Source organism: Treponema sp. OMZ 857 (assembly GCF_024181085.1).
Classification (GTDB): domain Bacteria; phylum Spirochaetota; class Spirochaetia; order Treponematales; family Treponemataceae; genus Treponema.
Window position 1 is genome coordinate 429,621 of sequence record NZ_CP051147.1, and the last position, 22,131, is coordinate 451,751.

Consider the following 22,131-nt stretch of genomic DNA (forward strand, 5'->3'; position numbering starts at 1 on the left):
GATGCTTACCACAAAAGCGAAAATAAAATACTACCGATAACCAGCACGATACCGCCGCCGAGACGGGATGAAAGCTGCGCATAGGCCATTAAGCCCATTCGCTTTGCTGCGCCGAGTACCGCCAAGTCGCCCGAACCGCCGCGGTTCGCCATACAAAGCCCGGCGGTAATGGCCGAATCAATCGGATAAAAACCGACCAGATAGCCCGTTACTGCGGAACCGAGAATAGCGCCGACAACAATTAAAAAGGCGATAACGACATTCCCAAAGGTGATTGCATCCAACAATTCTTTCAAGCTAGTATCAGCACCGACCCCTACCATAATAATCAAAATGAGGGTACCGGTAAAAAAGCTTTGCAGTTTTTTTGCACCGGTGCGCAGTCCTTCCGGGATGATGCCTAATGCACTCACCAATGCGACGAACAAGATCATATATGCAAAGGGGTGAATAGCAACACCGAAGATTTTCGGCAATAGTACTTTTCCGAACAACCGTCCAAGCGCATAAAAGCCTCCCGATAAAATAAGACCGCCGCCGACCTGTGCAAGCGTTGCAGAGGTTTTCCCGCTTTCAGACTTAATTTCCTTATATTTGCGCATCAATACGGTACCGTCGCCTGTCCATGACGGCTTTTTCTCTCCGATTTTACCGAGTACTGCGGCGGTTATAATGGCAAATATATTGGCAATCGTCAGTACGGCAATAGCAAAGGCATAGTATTCTGTCTTGGGCTGTCCGGTTACTTGCTCGTAAATCTGGCTTAACGGAACTGCACCGCCGCCGTTACCGCCACCCATAATCGGCAATACATACTTCAATATTGTCAGTGAAGGTGAAACACCAAAAATCAGCCCACCCAGAACACCGAGAGCGGCGGCTCCGACAAGCCCGCCCAATATCGCCGGGATATAGCCCGCAAAAGATTTGAGCAGAATATTCCGTTCCAAACTTAAAATAGAGCCGGTGATCAGCACGGCAATAAAGAATGAGAGGAAATCCTGATCATCCATAACAGTATTCATGGATTTAAGATATGCTTCCGGTATAAGGTTAAAATAGACCAGCACCGCTGTACCGATAAAGGCAAGCACAATGCCACCGCCGATATAGGTATTCCAGAGCGGAATGCGTTCGCCTATTTCATAGAATACCAGCCCGATTGCGAACATTAACGCGAATGAGCCGAGCAAATCTTTCGATAGACCGCCGGTATAGGCAGCGACCAACACGACGGCAACCGTAACAAGAGCGACATACCACGGCATACCGAAAAATTCCAATGATTTTTTTTCACTCATTGTCAAACCTCCTCTTTATAAGAACCTCTCAAATCTGCGTTGAGCCGCGTTTGAAAGAAGCCTTTCTCACAATATCGGCGGATATCTTTCCAAACTCAGGTTAGATTGCGAGAGATGTACCGATATTTTTCATGCGCCGGTAAGACTCCGGCAGAATAGCACTGCGGCAAAAATATCAGCCGAACCTCCCGGACTGATATGTCGTTCGATGCAGTAGACGTCAAGCGCTTCCACAGCAGCGTAGAGCGCCGCTCCGGCAGCGCCTGATTTAACGATGGAAATGCAACGGGTTTGGAGATCGCGCAATGCGGTAGAACCTGCCCGAAACAGCACGTTGGTATCCTTGTTTTCCGCAATGATATGGAGCAGCGTGTAGAGATACGCATCCCGCTGCGTCAGATGGGTAAGTCCGGCAAGGTACGCTACGTTCCGTTGTACCAAGGGCAGCCCCGCTTCCGCCTCACCGCGGATGCCCGTGCAGCCGTATTGTAAAAAAACCTGCTCGCCGTGCGTCAGTGTCCGCTTTGCGCTCACTCCGGCCATATCCTCGCTGCATAAACCGGCTGCAAGAACCCGCACCTGAGCGCACAACGTTTCCGTCAGTTCCACTACGCTGCGGATACCGCCAAGCTGTGTAGCACCCGACAACAAACCTGCCGCCCCTAAAAGATATGCAAAAATAAAGATAGCTCCTTTATGCGTATTGACGCCGTGCGTTTCAGCAAACATTGCTTTTTCAAGCGCGAGCCCTGTTGCCCGCAGCCGTTTCCGTACCGCAGCGGCAATCGGTTGCGCCGCAGCGACGGAAATACCGGAGTCGCTTGTGCACGGCCGCACCCCAGCAGAAAACGGAGCGGCGGACTTATAGCCGATGCGCGCGCATTCGTAAAACCCCTGCTGCAACGCCGCGGCGCTTCTGACAAGGGTGGTAAAGTCCATATCCGAATGCGCACCTTGCGAAACGGGATCGACTAAACCGGGCTTCGGAAACAGCGCCGCTTCATCCAACAGCGCCTTCACCGCAAGGTCGGCAAGTTCTTTGCAAACTCTATCAGCCTTCTCACCCCTATCGGCCGATGCACCTTCCGCAGTATCACCCTTATTTACTAAACTCAAAAGGTTTTGTCTTTCTGATAACGTCGAGCACGGTGCCGTCGCGGTATTCTACCACTGCAACAACCTTTTCATCAAAATGAACCGGTTCCGGCGCACCTGAAATGCGATACGCCTTGTCGCGCAGCGCTTCGATAGTAGTAATCGGTAGCCCGCTGTCTTTCATCGCATCGATTAAGTCGGTACGGCGCGGGTTAATCGCAATGCCTTCCTCCGTAATCAGCACGTCAATCGTTTCACCGGGCGTGGTTACAGTGGTAACCTTATCGATAACCACCGGAATGCGCGAGCGGATAAGCGGCGTAATGATGATGCTGACCTTTGCTCCTGCCGCCGCATCGGGATGACCGCCGGGGGCGCCTCGCACAACGCCGTCCGAGCCGACAATTACGTTGACGTTAAAGTCGGTATCAATTTCCAAGGCGCCGAGTACCGCAAAATCAAGCATATTCACGAATGCACCCTTGTTAAAAGGATTGGCATACTGCGACGTAGAAATTTCAAAATGTCCGGGGCTGTCGATAACAGATTCTGCCGACGGAAGGTCAAAATCCTGCGCATCGACTACGCACTTGATCAATCCGTCATGAAGCAGCTGCACAATCGGTGCAGTAATGCCGCCGATGGCAAAGCTCATCTTGTAGTTCTTTTCCGCCATGTACTGCTTGAGGCAGCGAACAACCGCCAACGCAGCGCCGCCTGCTCCGGCTTGGAACGAAAAGCCGTCTTTGAAATTCGGACAGTGTGCGATAAACCGCGCCGCATAGTCGGCCATCATCAGCTCTTTGGGATTATCCGTGTAGCGGACTTCCTTGCTGGCTATTTTTGCAGGATTTCCAATTTCATCCACAACCGCAACAATATCGACATCGATTGCCTGAATAGCAGGCGGGAAATTCGGAAAGGGTACCAACGTGTCCGTAACGACAACCACCTTATCCGCATATTGCGCATCGACCATCGCATACGAAAGAACACCGCAATCCGACTTACCGCCCTTTCCGCGCGCATTTCCCATGCAGTCCGCACTGGGTGCTCCGATAAACGCAACATCAATATGAATATCACCGGCTTCTATTGCTCTCACCCGTCCACCGTGGCTTCTAATGTACACCACATCGCGGAAAAGCCCGTGCGAAATTGCTTCGCCGATTTTACCGCGTACACCACTGGATGAAAGACCGGTAACGGTACCGTCTTCAATATAAGGGAGCAGCGCATCGTGTGCCTCTCCCAGCGAGCTTGCATAAATCGTAATATCTTTGATGCCCAGTTCACCGATTGCCTGCACAACCTTGTTCACCACATAATCGCCGTTTCTAAAATGATGATGGAATGAAATACTCATCCCGTTTTTCAGACCAGCCCGTTTAACCGCTTCTTTTAGATCGTGTACAACCTTATCTTCGGGAGATGAGGTGAGTTTTGCGTATCCTTTCCGGGCAACTCGCTGAAAATTCGTGCCGTCAAAGTGATAGGCTCCTTGATATGCTTGTTTTCCGTTTGAAAGTATATTGTCGGGAATGTCCCGTCCGGCTTGATTTTTCATAATCACAACGCTCCTTTATACACACCGGAGGCTTTCGCATAGTTGATTGTCCGCTGTGCTCCCTCAAGTAATGCAATATCAACCATCTTCCCGTCAATGGTAAAGACACCAATTCCTTTCTTCTTATTTTCTTCCAGCTGAACGATGATTTTTTCCGCTTGGCTAATCTCTTTTTCAGTCGGTGTATACAGCTCATGCACCGGTGCAATCTGCTTGGGGCTGATCAACGATTTGCCGTCAAAGCCCATCTGCTTAATCAGCGCGACTTCCCGTTTAAAGCCTTCGATATTATCTACATCGAGGTAGGCCGTATCGAAGCATTGAATGCCGGCAGCCCGCGCCGCAATCACCAGTTGAGACCGAGCTCCCAACAGCTCTACCCCGGAATCCGACTTTACCGTGTGCAGATTGCGGATATAGTCCCCTGCACCGAGTGCAATACCCATCATCCGCTCCGAAGCCTCGCAGATCGCAAGCGCATTGATCACTCCGCGCGGGGATTCAACAGCTGCCATCAGCAAGGTTGAACCTTCGGCCCGTCCGTATTCTTTCTCTGCAGCGCTTACTAATTCGGCAACATGCAGCACATCGTCCCGTGTTTCGCATTTCGGAATACGGATCGTGTCCGCCCCCGCTGCAACGCATACCCGTATATCTTCTTTATAATGCGGCGTGTCGAGTCCGTTGATGCGCACCACTTTTTCACAGCCCTGATAATCGATTGACGTCAGCGCATGGTACAGTGAAAAACGGGCGGAATCCTTTTCCCGCTCGGCTACCGCATCCTCAAGGTCGAACATCAAGCTGTCTGATCGGTAAATATACGCATCCTGCAGCAAAGACGGGCGCTGCGCATTCAAAAACATCATCGTCCGCCGTATCCTGTTCTTTTTCGTGTTATTCGGTTCCATATATTCTATCCTCCGCAAGGCGTCTTGCTACTTGCCCCATTTTTCGGGCACCAGCTTATCGGCAGCGCGATGTAACACCGTTTCAAGCCGCGCCTCAAGCGTACAGTCCAGTGCTCCCTTGTCGATGACGCGGATTTCACCGTGTTGCACCCCCATCCGTTGTAAGGCCTCCATTATCAACTGACGTATATGGTTGCCGTACTGATGTATCACATCACTTTCGATGGTGACATCCAATTCTCCGCTTGGTAAAACGGTTATCTGCACATCGCTTGATTCCAACGTGCCTGCCGTCGCCGCATGTAAAATTTCCATATAGGTACCTCTTATGAGTATTATATCACTATAGAGAAAAACAGCTAGAGCGGAAATCCGATTTATCGGGAGAGCAAAAGCGATAGGCAGATAATCAACAACCCCGACGGACGAATAAGATTTATCACCGCAAATACATCAGTAGCGAGGAATGAGCTTGACACTGTAAAAAAACTCCATAATACTTGATCACGCCGGCTTATTCGCCGGGGATGTCCTGAAAGTAACCAACTTTTGGGACATCCCCGACCGGTTCAGTACAAAATAACACGGAGAATCAGAATGACGTATCAGGTAAGAAAAATTTTTTTAAACGATCCCCAACAGCGGCAACAAGTGATTGATCTTTTGGAATCGGATGACCTGCATATTGATTCCTGCCTTGACACCACATACGGGTTATTCGATGAAGCGGACACGCTTGCCGCTACCGCTTCCGCCTTTAAAAATACGCTGCGCTGCATTGCCGTCCGAAAAGCCCTGCAAGGAGAAGGGTTACTGCCGCCTTTAATGTCAGAACTGATTGCAGACAGGAATGAGCGCGGATTTTTCAACCTTTTTATCTATACAAAGCGGGAAGCCGCTCCGTTTTTTGAAAGACTCGGGTTTTATCCTATCGTTACGGTTGCGGACACACTCGTCTTTTTGGAAAACAAAAAGAACGGTTTTGAAAAATACCTTGTCTCATTGCAGAAAACCGGAATGTATTCAGGCACTGTAGGCGCTATTGTGATGAATGCCAATCCTTTTACCATAGGACATTATTACCTTGTCGAACAGGCAGCGGCAGCTGTCGACCACCTGTACCTCTTTATGGTCTCGGACGATGCTTCCGCTATCCCTTTCGCAGTACGAGAGCGGCTGATTAAAGAGAATACCGCTCATTTTAAAAATATTTCGTACCATAGAACCCAAGACTACCTCATATCGTCTGCAACGTTTCCCGCCTATTTCCTCAGAGATTCCGATGAAGCCATCGCTCTGCAAGCCGCCTTGGACGCCGATATTTTTATCGCTATTGCCCATGCGCTCAACATTACGCATCGCTTTGTCGGCGATGAGCCGTTTAGCCATGTAACCGGTCTTTACAACCGCATCTTGCAGGATTCGTTACCTGCGCACGGCGTACAACTGCATGTTATTCCACGCAAAACCGAAAACGGCGTTCCGATCAGCGCCTCCGCCGCCCGGCGACTGCTGCAGCAAGAAGATTGGACAAAACTGGCGGCTATAGTGCCTCCGTCGACACTCCGCTTTTTTCAATCGCCGGAAGGTGGTCGTATTGTGCAAAGCTTAAAACAGGTGAAGGATATTACCCACTATTAAGGGAATCGCGTAAGGGAACCGCAGCTTTATTCAGTGCGCTGCGGATATTCTTGATCACAAGCACCCGTAAGATTGTTCTACAGAACGGACATGGATGTACTTAAACTTGACGTTGCGTTAGGGATTGGAGCGGTAGCCTTTTTGCCGTTGGCTTTATGCAGCTGCAACTTTTGTAGTGAATACGGAAAAACGTTGCTCCTGTATGCAGTAATGGCAAAAAGCTACAAGCATAAAGCCCGCCCCTTCATTTTTGCCGTGCGAAAATGAAGGGGAATGCCCTGATGGGTGCAGCGTATTTACAAGAGACTACTGATCGTAAACCGCCCTTCGATGGCCGATAGTTAGAGCAAGAATAACAAGTTCATTGTCCTGTATTGCACATATCAGCCGATAATCTCCTATTCTGTATCGCCACTGTCCGCTTCTATTTGCTGTAAGACCTTTTCCATGTACGCGCGGATTTTCCGAGCCTTCAAGGTTCTTATCAATCCATGCAGCTATCATGCGTTGCGTATATTTATCCAGTTTTTTAAATTCTTTATCAAATCGAGCAGTCGTTTCAACCCTGTACATCACAAACCTAATTCTTTCTTGAGTTCAGAAAATGGACGGCTTTTTTTTCCGGCGCTCACATATTCTTGATATGCCTCCGCAGCGACAGTAATATCATATTCATCTTCAATTTTTTCAAACAATGCATTCTTAAAAGCTTCTCCCAATGATACCGAATGCAGTTTTGCATAGCTATTCGCAATAGCTTTTTCTGCTTCTGTCAACCGTATTGAAAACGCCATACTATCACCTCCTCAACGTAGGATATTGTACTATATTGATTCAATTTGTCAATATTTTTGACAGCAGGTATCGGCAAGGAGGTCAATTCTTGAAAGCAAGGAGTTTTTGGACAGCCTCGAACATCCTGAGCATTATCGGCATAGTGTTTTTATAAACTGCTCTGGTGTTTGTATGATTAAAGCTTTTTCTTTGTAATCTTTGATATTCCGTGTGAGTAACATATCCATGTTATGCCGTATCGCAGTATAATACTGGAGCGCATCTTCAAAGTCGGAGAACGGCGAGTTTAAAGCTAAGTCGATTTCCTGTTCTTCTATAGCAATAATATGCATCAAAAGCCGTAATTTTCTCAAAGCTTCTTTGGATTTTTCTATTCCTATAGCCTTGCGCAAAATATAGTATACATTTGCAACGACCAAAGGAGTGGTATATAACCTGAGCTGCCGCGTGTCAGCTAATGAAAAAACTTGTGCGGCATATTCATAATGAGGCTCTCTTTTACAGAGGATATCTAAAATAACATCGGAGTCGGTAAAAACTTTTTTAGTCATATTTTTTTTCCAAATAATCGATGTAATTGCTCTTTTCTATATCCGCTTCACTGATAATACCTGTTAATTCTTTTACGAGCGGAGATAATGCGATGGTTTGTTGTGTTTCTCCGATAGAGGTTTTGAAAAAATCTTCAACCAGCCGTGAAAGACTTTTGTTGTTATTTGCCGCATAGCGTTTCATTGAATCGATAACATCTTTGTCCATTTTTAATGTTAATTTTGCTTGCATCTGCATCACCTCTTGTACGTATAGATATAACATGATGAATACGTATTGTCAAGAATTATTGTTCTTTAAAGCCCGACCCTTCATTTTTGCCGTGCGAAAATGAAGGGGAACACCCTGATAGGTGCTTGAGAGAGCTGCGGTAATTTTCTATAATTGCAATCCAGTAAGTATGTAAGGAAAGATAATGAGTAAAAATCACAGGATGAATACAGAAAGAAACGATAAAAATGAGGCAGTCGGTACAGATGCGGCCGTGTACAGCGATACGGATGCGAACATGGACACTGCGGGTGCGGAATTCGACTACCGCAAAAAATATGAGAACACGCCGCTTGTAGTGATAGCAGGACGGCCGAATGTCGGGAAGTCTACCCTGTTCAACCGCTTTTTGCGGAAGCGCCGCGCTATTACCGACCCAACGCCCGGCGTAACTCGCGACCCCATCGAGGCGCAGGCAATTATCAACGGGAAACCGGTACGGCTGATGGACACGGGCGGTTTTAAGCTGACCCGCAGCGGCGACAAAAAAGAAGACCTGATGGATGAGCTGGTTATAGAAAAAACGCAGGAAGCGCTCCGCCGTGCCGATAAAATTCTTCTATTATTAGAAGCTTCTGCGCCCACTGCGGAAGACGAAGAGTTTATCCGCTTTCTGCGTCCCTATTGGGATAAGCTCATCACTGCGGTGAATAAAACCGAAGGCGGACGCGGCGAAGCGGAAGCCTGCAACTACTTCAGCTTCGGCTTCCCGACACTTCTGTGTATCAGTGCCGAACACGGGGACAATATTACGCCGCTTGCCGAAGAGATAACCAAGGGCTTGGACTTTTCGCGTGTATGCGAAGCGCCCGCTGACACCGCGATCCGCATCGCACTCATCGGTAAGCCAAATACCGGCAAGTCCACACTCAGCAACTACCTGACTAAGAGTTCCGCATCGATTGTGTCGGAGATTGCCGGTACAACGCGCGATGTGGTGGAAGGCGAATTTTTCTATAAAGACAGACAGTTTATCATTCAGGATACTGCCGGGATTAGGCGTAAAACAAAGGTAAAAGAGGATATCGAGTATTACTCGGTTGTCCGCGCAATGAAGAGCTTGGAACATGCCGACATTGTGTTTCACCTGATCGATGCGGAAGAAGGACTGACCGAACAAGATAAAAAGATCATCGTGCAGGCGACCAAGCGGGGCCTGGGTGTTATCTTTGTGCTGAATAAATGGGATTTGGTGAAAGGCGAAAAAAAATTCCGCGATGCGGAGCAGTATATCAAGATTATGTTCGGCAAGATGGAATATGCACCGATTGTCCCCGTTTCCGCACAGAAAGGGAGCGGCATTCCCGACCTGCTCAACACTGCGCTTGAGCTGTTCGACCAACTGACAAAAAAGGTAGAAACCTCTGCGCTCAACCTCGCGCTCAAAGATTGGCTTGAGGCGGTGCCCCCTCCGCACGGGCAGCGCAATTCGTTTACGCTCAAGTATATGGTGCAAACCTCCGCACGGCCGGTTGAGTTTTTAATCTTTGCAAATAAGCCCGACCTTGTCTCGGAATCCTACCTCCGGTACATTACAAACCGGATACGGAAAGACCTCGGCTTTAGCGCAATCCCCTTTTTGGTACGGGTAAAGGGCAGCCGAGTAAAATGGGAAGACCGGGTAAAACCGTGACAGGCTTTTCCATCGGCGAAGTTGAAAAGATAACCGGTATCAAGGCGCATGTTCTCCGCTACTGGGAACAAACGCTGCCCTTTTTGCGCCCGCAAAAGGATGAGCAGGGCAGGCGGCTCTATACCGATCATCACCTCGATTTAATCTTCCGTATGAAGTATCTGATTGAGGTGCGGAAGTTTACGCTTGAAGGTGCAGGCCGGCAGCTGCTCGCCGATCTTTCCGGCAAGGGAGGGAGCAGCCGGATTACGGAGCTTTCCGGTATCCGCAGCGAGTTACTCGATATGTATCGACTTTTGCAAGGAAGTAAAAATGTGTTTAAGCCGACGACTGAAGAATTTCTGGCAATACCTTGACGAGAGATAGAAATTCGCATAAGCTATTGAAGTGGAGGTCTGTCCGTGTTGAAGCTAAAAGCTCCCCTAATCATTGCCGGTACAACATGCGTTTTATCTATGCTTATCGGACTGATAAGCGGGGTACGGTTCTTACATATTTTGGGGAGGGGGCTTATTGCCGGCGTAGGAGCCGGAAGCTTTGTGTTCTGCACGCGGATTCTTTTAGAGCGATTCATCCCCGATCTTTTTACCCCTTCTCCGGCGGTATCGGATACCGCTGAAACAGCCGATAGCTCTTCCGGATCAAATATCAATATTACTCTTGATGACGACTTGGGTGTTGCTGCGCCGATAATGGCTGGCGGTAATGCGGAAACGGCTGCAACAGCGAAGCCTTCAGGAACGCAGGCAGAGTCTGAAGGTACGGAAACCTTCCCTGTTGATGCTGCTTCGGACTCTTCAGATAACGATACTGTACATGAAGCCTCCGGAGCTTCGGATGCCTCTTCTTTTTCTTTTGGCGGCAGTTCTCAAGACGATAGCGGCTTATCGGATTTACCTAATATGGGTTCATTTATAGATGATGATTTTGATGAAAGTGTCGATGACAGTGTACAAACGGATAGCAGCGGTTTTTCGATGACCGGTATTCAAACCGGCGGTACCGATAGTAAGGTAATGGCTCAGGCAATCAGAACCGTTTTAGCAACTGAGGATTAGAGGGTGGGTGTTGATAGAGTATGGGAAATATCAGTTTAGATACGAAACCGGAAGACGAGCTTTGGCTTGAATATAAACATACGCAAGACCCGCAGCTTCGTGAGTTTTTTATTATAAAATATGCACCTCTTGTAAAATACGTTGCCGGTAAGGTTGCCGTCGGTATGCCGAATAATGTTGAGTTTGATGATTTGGTCGGGTATGGTGTATTCGGACTTCTGGATGCTATCGATAAATATGATCCCGAAAAAAATGTAAAATTCAATACTTATGCAGTAACACGCATCCGCGGTGCTATTTTTGATGAATTACGTTCAATTGATTGGGTTCCCCGTTCGGTACGTCAGCAATCTCGTGAAATTGAAGAAGTAATAGCGGATTTGGAAGCTCGGTTGGGGCACGCTGCAACCGATCCGGAAATTGCCGAAGCACTCGGTATGAGTGTGGAAGAATTTCATCAAGTTTTATTAAAGATTTCCGGTACCAGTATTATTTCTCTTACGGATTTACGGTTTGGATCCGACGATTCCGAGCAGACACCGGTCGTTGATAGTATTGAAGCCCCTGCTTCGCTTAATCCTGATGTCATTGTAGAACGGGAAGAAATGCAGCGAATTATCGTGGATGCAATTAATGAACTTCCCGATAGAGAAAAAAAAGTATTAATCATGTATTACTATGAGGATATGACATTACGGGAAATTGGAAAAGTATTAGAGGTAACCGAATCGCGAGTATCTCAGATTCACACCAGCGCAAATCTAAAACTTAAAGCAAAACTAAGCAATATTCGTAAGGGTATCCGTTAGGAGCGTTGCTATGATACATTTTGAACAAATTCGGGAGCAGATGAAGGAACAGTACGAAAAGGATTCCTCCCGTTTTTTTGTTGAAGTTACCGGGCAAACCCTCGAAGAAGCAATTGATAATGCGGCTGTCGAGCTCGGTTTACGCCGCTCTCTTATCGATTATGAAATTTTACAAAAAGGGGCGTCGGGCTTTTTTGTCTTAAACCCTAAAGAATGGAAAATCCGCGCTTACGAAGCACATAGAATACATAAGTCTAGTATTCATGCAGAAGCCGCAGCGGGTCTCAGTGCGGAAGAAGTGCCGGAAGAAAATATGAATAGAGACGGAGCTGCGTATGTATTCTGTGCTCCCGACGGTGTATTCCTGAAAGTTACACCGCCCATCGGTAACGGCAGAAAAGTTGCACTTGCCGATGTCGTAGAACGAATACGCGATAGAAATGTGGCTGTTCCGCCGGATGAAGTTTTAAAACCGATTGTTAAAGCCTGTGCAGATGAATATGTCAGAATAGGACATTATGAATACCTACCCGGTAACGATGCGCTGATGTCTGTCGAAATCAGTGATGATGAGATGAGGGCATATCTTTTTGTGTCTCCCCCGATGCCCGGCGGCGCCGATGTGTCGGCAGATATGATTATCACCTTCTTATCAAATAATCGTGTTATTTCGGGTGTTAATGAAAAAAGAGTTAAACAATTCCAAGACAGCCCCGTATATCGCGAAAATTATCTGATTGCGGAAGGCACTCCGCCTCAAAAGGGTGCTGATGCTAAGATCCTTTTCAATTTTGAAACCGATAATTCACAGTTACGCCTCAAAGAAAACAAGAGCGGGCAGATTAACTTTAAAGAACTCAATCTTATTCAGAATGTCATTGAAGGGCAGCCCCTCGCGCAAAAGGTTCCCGCTGAGGAAGGAAAGAGCGGAAGAACCGTTACCGGAAAATACTTACCTGCTGCAGCCGGTAAGGATATCGCTATCCCATTGGGAAAAAACACCCGATTGGCCGAGGATAATCTGACCGTTGTTGCCGAAACGAAGGGACAAGTATTGCTGATAAAGAACAAGATCAATGTCGAACCGATTATGACAATCGAAGGCAATGTTTCGATTAAGACCGGTAATATCATGTTCCTCGGTACAGTGTATGTTAAGGGTAATGTTGACGACGGATTCTCTATTAAGGCTGCGGGTAACATCGAAGTAAAAGGTACTGTCGGGAAGGCATCGTTGGATGCGGAAGGCGATATCGTCGTCAGTCAAGGTATCGCCGGAAAAGAAGGCGGACATATCCGTGCCGGTAAGTCAATATGGTCGAAATTCATCCAAAATATCGAATTGGTAGAAGCAGGCGACATGGTTATCGTATCAGACGGTATTTTAAATTCAAAAATTGTCGCTAACCATAAAGTTATTTGCCGCGGGAAACGTGCGGATATTATCGGCAGTCAAGTAATCGCATGCGAAGGAGTCTATGCCCGAAACCTCGGCAGTCCGGCAGGCGGTTCCGATACGGTTATCAGTGTCGGGTTTGATCCGCGCAGTAAAGAACGGTTGATTATATTAGAGAAGAACTTACTTGCTTCCGAAAAAGCGCTTGCTGCGTTGAAGCTGGATTTAAAATCGCTTGAAGGCCAAAAAAAGATCCTCAAAGAGCTTTCCGAAGAAAAAGAAGCATTACTGAAAAAGAAAAAAGAACTGCGCTATATTAACGAGACGGAAATTAAGGAGTTGCGGAACGAGATAGAACGGATACGGGATTATCTTGCGGCGCTTAAAACTGAAGGACGTGTTTCCGTTTCCGGAAATATTTATACGGGTGTACGAATCGTTATTAAAGATATTATCGAAGATGTGCGGGTTGATTGCAAAGCAACAACATTCTTTTTGCAAAACGGTCTCGTGCGGTATGGGCCTTATGAAGACTATACCAATGATGACGACGTAAAGAGGACGCCCAGTGGGTATTCAACCGATTGATTTGCAGACACTTTATACTCAACTTGATAAGGTCGGAAAGCTCCAAGGAGACGCGCGGCAGACGTTTGCTGCAGAATTCGAAAACAGTCAGCAAGCCAATAAGGAAGATGCTGCGCGCCGCCAGCAAACGGTACAAAAGACCGAAGCCACAGGGGCTGAAAAAACGGCGATAAATAAAGACGGTTCAAACGGTTCTTCAGGAGGAGCATTTAATAATACTCCTCAACAGCAAAAAAATGAAACACCCCTTACAGACGAAAAATCATATTATATTCAAGATCCCTTGCTTGGAAAAAAAATCGATATTTCAGGATAATTCCTATGCTTATTGCTGCCCTTATACTGCTCTGTATTAATATTATTTTAATGATTTTTTTTTATTGGAAGACATCGCATAACTTTTCGCAAAATGCATACCGCGACCGTATTCGGGAAGAAGTAAACCGGCTTATTATCGATATTGAACATGAATCGGATCATGCGGTAACGGTACTTGAAAATAAGATTCAACAGATAGAAAAGCTGATTGCTGACACGGATAAACATATCGCGCTTGTTGAGCAGGAGCATGAAAAATGGCGAATGCAAAAAGAATTTCTCGGAGCCTACCGAACTTCACCGCAAGGAGATGGTGAACCGGCAGCCGATACTAAAAAAAATACCGTGATGATCTATAAAAAACCTATCGGCATCCCCGAAACTGCGGCAAAAGTCTCTCCTCTTTTGAATCCCCGGGAACAAGTTGTCGAACTGGCACGGCAAGGATTCTCGATCGACTTTATCGCCGAAAAAGTCGATCTCCCTCTTGGTGAGATTGCTCTTATCCTCTCCATCGGAGGGTAGTGAGGTATGGAAATAGATTTCAAAGCTATGGAGCAAAACAGTTAGAAAGGAGTAATGATGATTACCAATGCGCTTTTTTCGGATCTTTATGAGCTGACAATGGCTCAAGGTTATTTTAAACGCCAAAACAATCGGCCGTGTGTCTTTGATATGTTTTTTAGGCGTAATCCGTTTAGAGGAGGGTACGCGGTTCTTGCAGGCCTTGAGCCGTTACTCGAAGCGATTCAAGCCTTTCATTTTGATGAATCCGATATCGCTTACCTTGCGACCTTACACCTTTTTGACGATGACTTTCTCAGCTATCTCAAGGATTTCCGTTTTTCAGGTTCGGTATGGGCGATGGATGAAGGAAGCCTCATATTTCCCAGCGAGCCGATACTGCGCATTGAAGCGCCGATTATCGAAGCATTGCTTCTCGAAGGACTTATCCTTAACACTATCAACTTTCAAAGTTTGATTGCAACAAAAACCGCCCGCATCTGGCTTGCGTCGGGGAAGTCTTCCATTATGGAATTCGGCTTGCGGCGTGCACAAGGACCGGACGGCGCGATGAGTGCTACCCGTGCCGCTATTATCGGCGGGGCGGCCGGTACCAGTAATACGCTCGGCGGAAAGCTTTACGGTGTGCCGGTGATGGGTACTATGGCTCACGCATGGGTGATGTCTTTTCCCAGCGAAGAAGAGGCGTTTGAACAATATGCCGCCATCTATCCCGATAAATCGGTATTCCTTATTGACACCTACAATACGCTCGGTTCCGGTATCGAGGCGGCAATAAAAGTCGGAAAAAAACTGCAAGCGCAAGGGAAAAACTTCGGCGTCAGACTCGATTCGGGTGATATGCAGTATTTAAGTACCGAAGTACGGAAACGGCTCGACGCTGCCGGTTTACCCGAAGCAAAAATCTCTATTTCAAACGAACTAACCGAAGAAATTATCGAATCGCTCATTTTGAACAAAGCGCCGATTGACTCGTGGGGCGTCGGCACTCACATGGTAACCGGCGGGCAAGAGTCTTCGTTTACCGGTGTATACAAACTTGCCGCGCGTCAATCCGACGACGGAACGTGGCTGCCGGTGATGAAGCTGTCGGATAATCCTGCAAAGATTACCAATCCGGGCATTAAACAAGTGTGGCGGCTCTACGACAGTGACGGATTTTTTAAGGCTGACATTATCGGTTTATATGATGAAACGCTCGACGCCGAAGCAATGAACACCTACTATCACCCGTTGAATGATTACCAAAGCTTTTCGTTTAAAGCGGCAAAGGCGGAACAATTACTCCACCTAAAAATTACCGATGGCGTATACACCGGCAAAAAGGAAACGCTCCAAGAGCTGCATCAGCGGGCAAGCCGGCAGCTGGAATGTTTACATCCGACTTCCCGCCGTCTGCTCAACCCGCACATCTACAAGGTGTCGCTTACAAAGACGCTCTTTGCAATGAAGCAGAAACTGCTGCATTCCCTGCGCCGCGGATAAAACCGTATCGTCCGCAGCAGCTGTATAATCCGGCTGCTGTCCGGGCGCATTCCATCAATAATTGATACTCAACGCTAAGCCGAATTGGTTGGGGGCGATGATAGGCATCGCTTGCCGGTACAGAAAAATAGAGATTTCTTCATAAGTGCCGTCCTTATTAAAGACTATGGCAGTAGTAAAATCTGCCGTAGCCAGTCTTATACCCGCATAGAAGAAATAGTTGCGTATTTGTCGTTAAAGTTCCTATTAAAAAAGATATAGTGATTTTTATACAAGACGTTTATACCGTTAGACCAACCTGAAACCGTTTTATCGGCGCCGTGCAGTTTTCCCGTTTTTGCATCAAACACCAATAAGCCGTCGCTGTATTTTATGATATATATTTTTCCGTTTGCCACAGTGAGCGGTGTGCTGTATGAAGCATTTTCTAACGGTACACTCCATAAACGTTGTAATGTTACGGCATCAATACATATCAACCAATAGTCGTCTTTCCGCCACTTATATGGCGGAAAATCCCGCACGGCGATGTAATACAGCCGCTCATTACTACATCGAACGCGGCAGAGCGAAATGGTTGATTCGGCAACCGGATCTGTTGAAGGAGGCATTATTTCGCCGTCATACCGATTAAGTATTGAGCCGTCTCTTTTATCTATCCGTATAAAGGAATTGGTTAACACATATAATACATCGTCTTTGATGTATAATTCGTTATCGTAGTATCTGTTCATATTGATATTATCCAGCTGTCGTTGCCAGTTTACGGTTTTGGTTTGTAAATCGACAGCGACAACGATACCGGAACCGTTTGGACTATATGCCAGTAGATACAGTATACCTTCGATAAGTTGTTGATCTGCCAATCTATTTCCGTTCCAATGAGCATTAAGCTGCAGCGGAACTGGAGGACAAATTTGTATTACCCATCCTTTCGTACAGTCTATTGCTGTTGCATCAAGTTTTACAATGTCCTCTTTGTCCGCTGCCCAATAAAGTGCCGTACCATCTGTCATAATCGTATTGGATACACTACGGTTATGGAGTATTTCTTCTTTTGTGGAGCCAATTTGTACCCGCGCCAACAATGCTCCATTCGTATCCGAGTAACAATATAGCAGTCCTCTTTCAAAACGCATAACGTAAAGGACATCTCCGATTTTTACGATGTTTGAAGGACGACCTTCATCGGCTTCATACATCCTATCTCCATACCATTGATAGGCGCCTGTTTCCATGTCGAGTTTTATGAGGCGGATTCCTCCTCTATTTTCATATTCAATAAGATACAGATATTTCCCTTCAGTGTATGGCCGACTTTCGTCCCGTACATCTTCTAACAAGAGTTGATATGCATAACTAGGTGTGTAGCGAGGATATACAGGACGCGTACCCCAGAATTGATCGGTAAACAATGCTTCACAAGAAGTGCATAACATAAAGAATGTTATTGTTGCCAACAAAATACCTATTCTGATACTACCTTTAATCTCAACAGAAGCGTTTCGTTTCACGTTAACCCCTCTTTCATTTACAGCGTTCTCTCTGTAAAAACTGTAGCAGCAAAGACTGCCACAATTCCCCCTATACCCGTGAGAGAGATACTTACTCAGCATAGAACGCGCTGCAATGCCGTGCAGTTTATCCGCCGAAAAGTCGAGCCGTATAAATGTCCACGATACCTGCCGTTCAAAAGATAAGTTGACCGGCCTTTCCGTTACTCTACACCTCAAGCGTAATGGAGTCTGTTTTTGTCGTCAAGCGAAAATTCTACAAAGAACCTAAGTTCTAAAAAAAAGAACTTTCGGTTCTCTGCTTACTGAATTAATTCATGCTGCTGTATAAAAATGAGGAAAGCGTGATAATTCGCAACGTTCAACTCTTTGTAAATTTCGGTCATTTCTTTTTTTATTACCGATTCCGAAATACAAAGTTTGTCGCCGATTTGTTTGAATGTCAAACCTTTCGCCGCTAAGCAGAGGCATTGGTGCTGCCGATCGGTTAACCGGAGCGAAGACACGCGGATGGGAGTTTTTCGGGTATAATAGTGTTTTAAATCATCTGCAAACAGGACAAACAGAGCAGCTGCCATAAAAAAGCCAAGTCCAATATGCAGCAACGAAAGCATAAAAGCGGTACGTCCATGCCGAAACCACTGGGTAATTAAAACGGCTGCAAAGCTGCCGCCTAACACACTAACTTTATACCGAATATATGCTTTAAAGAAATTCGTTTTTAATAGAATCAGAAATCCCGCCAGATATAAAGAAAGTCCGAGCAAATTGCCGCCATGATAAATATTGACCAACCCTGCAATCAAACACGGAAACGTATACAGGATGATGAAGCGGGGTTTTATTACGATATAACCGAGAATTACAGCACATAAAACATTGGATAATCTGATCAGCCTATCTGACGGAAGAACGGAAAGATACTGTAATACAGTGATGGCGGTTGTAACAATGAACATGATAATAGCTACAAGCCGGGACTTTTTTATGAGATTTCCGGTATAAACAAAATGACGTATTTCTTCTATAGGTTGTTTGGTGCGCATAGAAGCATTCCTCTTGCCGATCGGTATTTCATATAGCATACCGGTTACAACCGGAACCGTAAAGCCCTTACCGATGGCTTTTATCAATACCAATATCGCGGGATGAATTGCTTGCGGACAACCCGGAAATAACCGGTACCCGGACAATCCGCAAGCTTATTTCTCTTTTCTAATCGTGTATTTCAAAACGGAAGCCGAGCGGTAAATGGTCGGAATATCCTTCGCCGGTCAGTACATTGTACCTGACCGGTTTGCCGTTCTCAATGAGCGGCGGTTCATACAGCACAAAAAACAACAGCGGTTTGATAGAAGCCGCTCCGGCATCCGGGGCTTCCTCTAAATCCTCATAACTGTCCGCGCCGCTCTCGTAGAAAATATGGTCGATTTTCTCCCACGAATTCTTAAAATAATAGCTGCCGTCCGGTTGCGTACCTTCTTCGCACTCGGCTCTATAACCCTCTATATCCCAACACACGGGAAAATCATTCAGCTGATTAAATTCTTCAAGGGTCTGATTAAAATCTCCGCATACAATAAATGGAATGTGCGGATTCTTTTCTCTATGTTCTTGAATTTTCTTTATCAACTGAGCTTCTTGTTGAGCGCGGACTGCCGCACTGTCGGAACTGCCGGTTTTTGACTTCCAATGTGCTGCAAAGACGGTTAATAACTGCGGCTTATCTTTGCTTCCTGTATTTAATACCGCTTCCGTCAGAGGGCGCAGTGATCCCTTTTGCTCGGTATAAAGCCGGTGTACAAAATAGCGCTCAACGGGATACTTACTCAAGATTACGGTAGTAAAAGCGCCTTTCTCCGAACGCGGCGGACACACTGCATAAGGATAATGTTCCCCGCTCGGCAGTTGTTTACAGAAGTCTTCAATTACGCGGTCATTTTCAACCTCTTGCAAGACTGCAATATCGGGCAGCCGGTCTTTTTTTCCGGTCAGCTTTTCTCCTGCCGCAAACATGGTGTCTTTAAGCCGTTCGAGGCGTGCCCGATATTTTTGATCGGTCCATCGGGATTTGCTCCCCTTGTATTCTTTAAACTCGGTACCGTCCTCTACGGCGTCAAAGAATGTCTGCGTGTTATATGTAACAAGCGTAATAGGCTCCTTAAACTGCGTATCCGTAAGCGGAGTACACCGCGTACATTGCAGAAAGATAACACCCGCAGCAATACAGGCAAAGAATGGAAATAACACTCGTTTGAGTTTCATGGTTTAACCTCCGGTTCTTATATAGCGCACGAGATGCAAAATGGCTATAAAATTAGGCTTGAAAAAACATATTTCATGTATTAAAATACAAAAATCAGTTCCAATAAAAAGTACTTTGGACATATCACAGAAGCAATGGTTATGAATTGCAATAGAATCTTCTATAAAAAAATTTTATAAAAGAGGGAAAAGGATTGAGAGGAGTAATAGTATGATGATAACTAATCTTGTGTATTCCGTATTGGCGCTTGTCCTTGCGGGAAGCATTGCAGCATTGCTGTATGCCTTTGCAAAAACGCGCTGGATTAACCGGCAGCCGGTAGAGAACGATGATTTACGGCGCATCAGCGGTTATATCTCGGAAGGAGCAATGGCTTTTTTGAACCGCGAATATAAGGCATTGGTACCTTTTATTGCGGCGGTTGCTTTGTTTTTGGCTGCCGGAAATAAAGGCGAGCTTAAAATGGAAGCGCTTACTTTTGTATTGGGTGCAGCGGTATCCCTGTTGGCAGGCTACATCGGCATGAAGGTTGCAACCGCGGCAAATGCGCGCACGGCGCAGGCGGCAAAAAACGGCGGTCTTACCCCGGCGTTAAAAGTTGCATTCTCCGGCGGCAGCGTCATGGGTATGAGCGTCGTCGGTCTTGCGCTATTCGGATTTTTTATTGTAATGCTTATAGGAACCCTGACTTACGGAACGGATATCAAGACTTTTTATGATATAACGCTGCCGCTCGGAACCGCCTTTTCGCTTGGCGCTTCCTCAGTCGCGCTTTTCTCCCGTGTCGGCGGCGGTATCTTTACCAAAGCGGCGGACGTCGGTGCAGACTTGGTCGGTAAAGTAGAAAAAAACATCCCCGAAGACGACCCGCGCAACCCTGCCACTATTGCGGATAACGTCGGCGATAACGTCGGCGACGTCGCAGGTATGGGCGCAGACCTCTTTGAATCCTTTGTCGGTTCGCTGATTGGAGCAATGATTCTCGGTTTAACCGTTGCCGCTTCCGATTCCCTTAAATTAAAGCTGATGGTATTGCCGCTGTTGATTGCGGTTTTGGGTATTGTTGCATCCTTAGTCGGAACGATATTTGTACGTGCAAAACCGGGAAGTGATCCTCAAAAAGCGTTGAACGCCGGTACTTTCGGCGCGGCAATTCTGGCAACCGTATTCTTATTTATCGTATTGAAGTTCTTTATCGGCGAAGAAACCTTTAACGGAACCGCCGGTATGTACCATATCTTCGGCGCAACGATTACCGGTCTTGCCTCCGGCGTTCTTATCGGACTTTTAACCGAATACTATACCGGTACAGGCAAAAAGCCGGTTGTTTCGATTATGAATTCATGCGAAACAGGCGCCGCAACAACGATTATCACCGGTCTCGGTGTCGGTATGCGCAGTGCATTCCCGACCATCGTATTGATCGGAGCGGCAATCTGGGGCAGTTTCAGCTTGGCAGGCCTCTACGGTGTCGGTATTGCGGCAGTCGGTATGCTGGTTACGCTCGGTATTCAACTTGCTGTTGATGCTTACGGCCCCATCGCGGATAACGCCGGCGGTCTTGCTCAGATGGCTGAGTTCCCGGGCGAAGTACGTGAAATTACCGACAGCCTTGACGCCGTCGGAAACACCACCGCTGCAATCGGAAAGGGTTTTGCTATCGGTTCCGCAGCATTAACCGCTATCATCCTTTTCACCTCATTTAAAGAACATACCGGCGTTGATATTGTCGATATTACGAATATCCCTGTTCTGACCGGTATCCTACTGGGCGTTGCGGTACCGTTCCTCTTCTCCGCTATGGCGATGTCCGCAGTCGGTAAAGCCGCGTACAAGATGATAGAAGAAGTGCGCAGTCAGTTTAAAAACAAGCCCGGCATTTTGAACAACACCGAAAAACCGGACTATAAGCGCTGTGTAGACATCAGTACGCAGGCCGCTATCCGCGAAATGGTTATCCCCGGTCTTGTCGCCATTATCACACCGATTTTAGTCGGCTTTGTCGGCGGCCCGGCGATGCTTATCGGGTTATTAACCGGCGTTACCGGCTCCGGCGTTGTACTCGCCATCTTTATGGCAAACTCCGGCGGCGCATGGGATAACGCAAAGAAGATGATTGAATCGGGCAGCGGGGCAGGCAAAGGCTCGGAAGCGCACAAGGCCGCCGTTGTCGGCGATACGGTTGGCGATCCCTTCAAAGATACCGCCGGTCCTTCGATCAATATTTTGATAAAGCTGATGTCGATGGTCTCATTGGTTATCGCACCGATGTTGAAAACGTTCTGGGGCTTATAAAAGAAGTCCTTTGTATAGCGCTTGCGGTACTACGCTCCGATGGGTGTAAACCGCAGGGCAAAAAAAAGCCGGTTTATGGTTGTCCATAGACCGGCTTTTTTATAATTTGTTG

The 22,131-nt window shown here is 46.8% G+C and carries 22 protein-coding genes; 10 read left to right on the forward strand and 12 right to left on the reverse strand.

Annotated elements, in window-relative coordinates; genetic code table 11:
• Positions 1-5 precede the first annotated feature (5 nt).
• From E4N66_RS01925 to citD, 5 genes are all read right to left on the reverse strand, one after another.
• Complete coding sequence (locus E4N66_RS01925) at positions 6-1,301, reverse strand: 2-hydroxycarboxylate transporter family protein (protein WP_253728757.1); 1,296 nt, start codon at positions 1,299-1,301, stop codon at positions 6-8.
• A gap of 129 nt (positions 1,302-1,430) precedes the next feature.
• Positions 1,431-2,417: a triphosphoribosyl-dephospho-CoA synthase gene (locus E4N66_RS01930; protein ID WP_253728758.1), complete on the reverse strand. Its 987-nt coding sequence runs from the start codon at positions 2,415-2,417 to the stop codon at positions 1,431-1,433.
• Complete coding sequence (gene citF / locus E4N66_RS01935; protein ID WP_044014981.1) at positions 2,401-3,963, reverse strand: citrate lyase subunit alpha; 1,563 nt, start codon at positions 3,961-3,963, stop codon at positions 2,401-2,403. Before citF ends, E4N66_RS01930 begins: the two co-directional genes overlap by 17 nt.
• A gap of 2 nt (positions 3,964-3,965) precedes the next feature.
• Positions 3,966-4,874, reverse strand: coding sequence for an aldolase/citrate lyase family protein (locus E4N66_RS01940; protein WP_253728759.1), 909 nt, complete (start codon positions 4,872-4,874; stop codon positions 3,966-3,968).
• 27 nt (positions 4,875-4,901) lie between these two features.
• Complete coding sequence (citD, locus tag E4N66_RS01945) at positions 4,902-5,189, reverse strand: citrate lyase acyl carrier protein (RefSeq protein WP_253673082.1); 288 nt, start codon at positions 5,187-5,189, stop codon at positions 4,902-4,904.
• Between the two features lie 282 nt (positions 5,190-5,471).
• On the opposite strand from citD, the gene citC reads away from it, so the two are divergent.
• Positions 5,472-6,515, forward strand: coding sequence for a [citrate (pro-3S)-lyase] ligase (citC, locus tag E4N66_RS01950; protein WP_253728760.1), 1,044 nt, complete (start codon positions 5,472-5,474; stop codon positions 6,513-6,515).
• A gap of 306 nt (positions 6,516-6,821) precedes the next feature.
• Here the strand turns inward: citC and E4N66_RS01955 are convergent, their stop codons facing one another.
• The 4 genes from E4N66_RS01955 to E4N66_RS01970 all read right to left on the reverse strand — a co-directional run bounded on the left by E4N66_RS01955 (position 6,822) and on the right by E4N66_RS01970 (position 8,093).
• A complete protein-coding gene (locus E4N66_RS01955; RefSeq protein WP_371922444.1) occupies positions 6,822-7,091 on the reverse strand; it encodes a type II toxin-antitoxin system RelE family toxin in 270 nt (89 codons plus the stop codon).
• Entirely contained in the window at positions 7,088-7,309 is a 222-nt protein-coding gene (gene relB / locus E4N66_RS01960) for a type II toxin-antitoxin system RelB family antitoxin (protein ID WP_253728761.1), read from the reverse strand. The genes E4N66_RS01955 and relB overlap by 4 nt, the downstream gene beginning before the upstream one ends.
• A 132-nt stretch (positions 7,310-7,441) precedes the next feature.
• Positions 7,442-7,861 (reverse strand): PIN domain-containing protein, encoded by a 420-nt coding sequence (locus E4N66_RS01965; protein WP_253728762.1) that lies wholly within the window; start codon positions 7,859-7,861, stop codon positions 7,442-7,444.
• The gene (locus tag E4N66_RS01970) at positions 7,854-8,093 is read right to left on the reverse strand and encodes a DUF6364 family protein (protein WP_253728763.1); all 240 of its coding nucleotides are present in this window, start codon (positions 8,091-8,093) and stop codon (positions 7,854-7,856) included. Before E4N66_RS01970 ends, E4N66_RS01965 begins: the two co-directional genes overlap by 8 nt.
• 277 nt (positions 8,094-8,370) lie before the next feature.
• Between E4N66_RS01970 and der the strand changes: the two genes are divergently transcribed.
• The 8 genes from der to E4N66_RS02010 all read left to right on the forward strand — a co-directional run bounded on the left by der (position 8,371) and on the right by E4N66_RS02010 (position 15,944).
• The gene (gene der, locus E4N66_RS01975; protein ID WP_253729420.1) at positions 8,371-9,765 is read left to right on the forward strand and encodes a ribosome biogenesis GTPase Der; all 1,395 of its coding nucleotides are present in this window, start codon (positions 8,371-8,373) and stop codon (positions 9,763-9,765) included.
• Entirely contained in the window at positions 9,741-10,121 is a 381-nt protein-coding gene (locus E4N66_RS01980; RefSeq protein ID WP_253728764.1) for a MerR family transcriptional regulator, read from the forward strand. Before der ends, E4N66_RS01980 begins: the two co-directional genes overlap by 25 nt.
• A 99-nt stretch (positions 10,122-10,220) precedes the next feature.
• Positions 10,221-10,823: a hypothetical protein gene (locus tag E4N66_RS01985; RefSeq protein ID WP_253728765.1), complete on the forward strand. Its 603-nt coding sequence runs from the start codon at positions 10,221-10,223 to the stop codon at positions 10,821-10,823.
• Positions 10,824-10,843: 20 nt separating this feature from the next.
• Positions 10,844-11,632 carry an RNA polymerase sigma factor WhiG gene (gene whiG / locus E4N66_RS01990; RefSeq protein ID WP_044014995.1) on the forward strand — a complete coding sequence of 263 codons (789 nt, stop codon included), beginning with the start codon at positions 10,844-10,846 and terminating at the stop codon, positions 11,630-11,632.
• A 10-nt stretch (positions 11,633-11,642) separates the two neighbouring features.
• Positions 11,643-13,616, forward strand: a complete 1,974-nt coding sequence (locus E4N66_RS01995) for a FapA family protein (protein WP_253728766.1) — start codon at positions 11,643-11,645, stop codon at positions 13,614-13,616.
• Positions 13,597-13,932, forward strand: coding sequence for a hypothetical protein (locus E4N66_RS02000; protein ID WP_044015000.1), 336 nt, complete (start codon positions 13,597-13,599; stop codon positions 13,930-13,932). Before E4N66_RS01995 ends, E4N66_RS02000 begins: the two co-directional genes overlap by 20 nt.
• 5 nt (positions 13,933-13,937) lie before the next feature.
• Positions 13,938-14,459, forward strand: a complete 522-nt coding sequence (locus E4N66_RS02005) for a hypothetical protein (RefSeq protein WP_253728767.1) — start codon at positions 13,938-13,940, stop codon at positions 14,457-14,459.
• Positions 14,460-14,516: 57 nt separating this feature from the next.
• On the forward strand, positions 14,517-15,944 hold the full coding sequence (locus E4N66_RS02010) for a nicotinate phosphoribosyltransferase (protein WP_253729421.1): 1,428 nt from the start codon (positions 14,517-14,519) through the stop codon (positions 15,942-15,944).
• Positions 15,945-16,141: 197 nt separating this feature from the next.
• Here the strand turns inward: E4N66_RS02010 and E4N66_RS02015 are convergent, their stop codons facing one another.
• The 3 genes from E4N66_RS02015 to E4N66_RS02025 all read right to left on the reverse strand — a co-directional run bounded on the left by E4N66_RS02015 (position 16,142) and on the right by E4N66_RS02025 (position 19,723).
• Positions 16,142-17,458 (reverse strand): PQQ-binding-like beta-propeller repeat protein, encoded by a 1,317-nt coding sequence (locus tag E4N66_RS02015; protein ID WP_253728768.1) that lies wholly within the window; start codon positions 17,456-17,458, stop codon positions 16,142-16,144.
• 302 nt (positions 17,459-17,760) lie between these two features.
• Positions 17,761-18,597 carry a helix-turn-helix transcriptional regulator gene (locus E4N66_RS02020; RefSeq protein ID WP_253728769.1) on the reverse strand — a complete coding sequence of 279 codons (837 nt, stop codon included), beginning with the start codon at positions 18,595-18,597 and terminating at the stop codon, positions 17,761-17,763.
• Between the two features lie 76 nt (positions 18,598-18,673).
• Positions 18,674-19,723 carry an endonuclease/exonuclease/phosphatase family protein gene (locus E4N66_RS02025; protein WP_253728770.1) on the reverse strand — a complete coding sequence of 350 codons (1,050 nt, stop codon included), beginning with the start codon at positions 19,721-19,723 and terminating at the stop codon, positions 18,674-18,676.
• Between the two features lie 214 nt (positions 19,724-19,937).
• On the opposite strand from E4N66_RS02025, the gene E4N66_RS02030 reads away from it, so the two are divergent.
• Positions 19,938-22,019, forward strand: a complete 2,082-nt coding sequence (locus tag E4N66_RS02030; protein ID WP_044017155.1) for a sodium-translocating pyrophosphatase — start codon at positions 19,938-19,940, stop codon at positions 22,017-22,019.
• Positions 22,020-22,131: the final 112 nt, after the last annotated feature.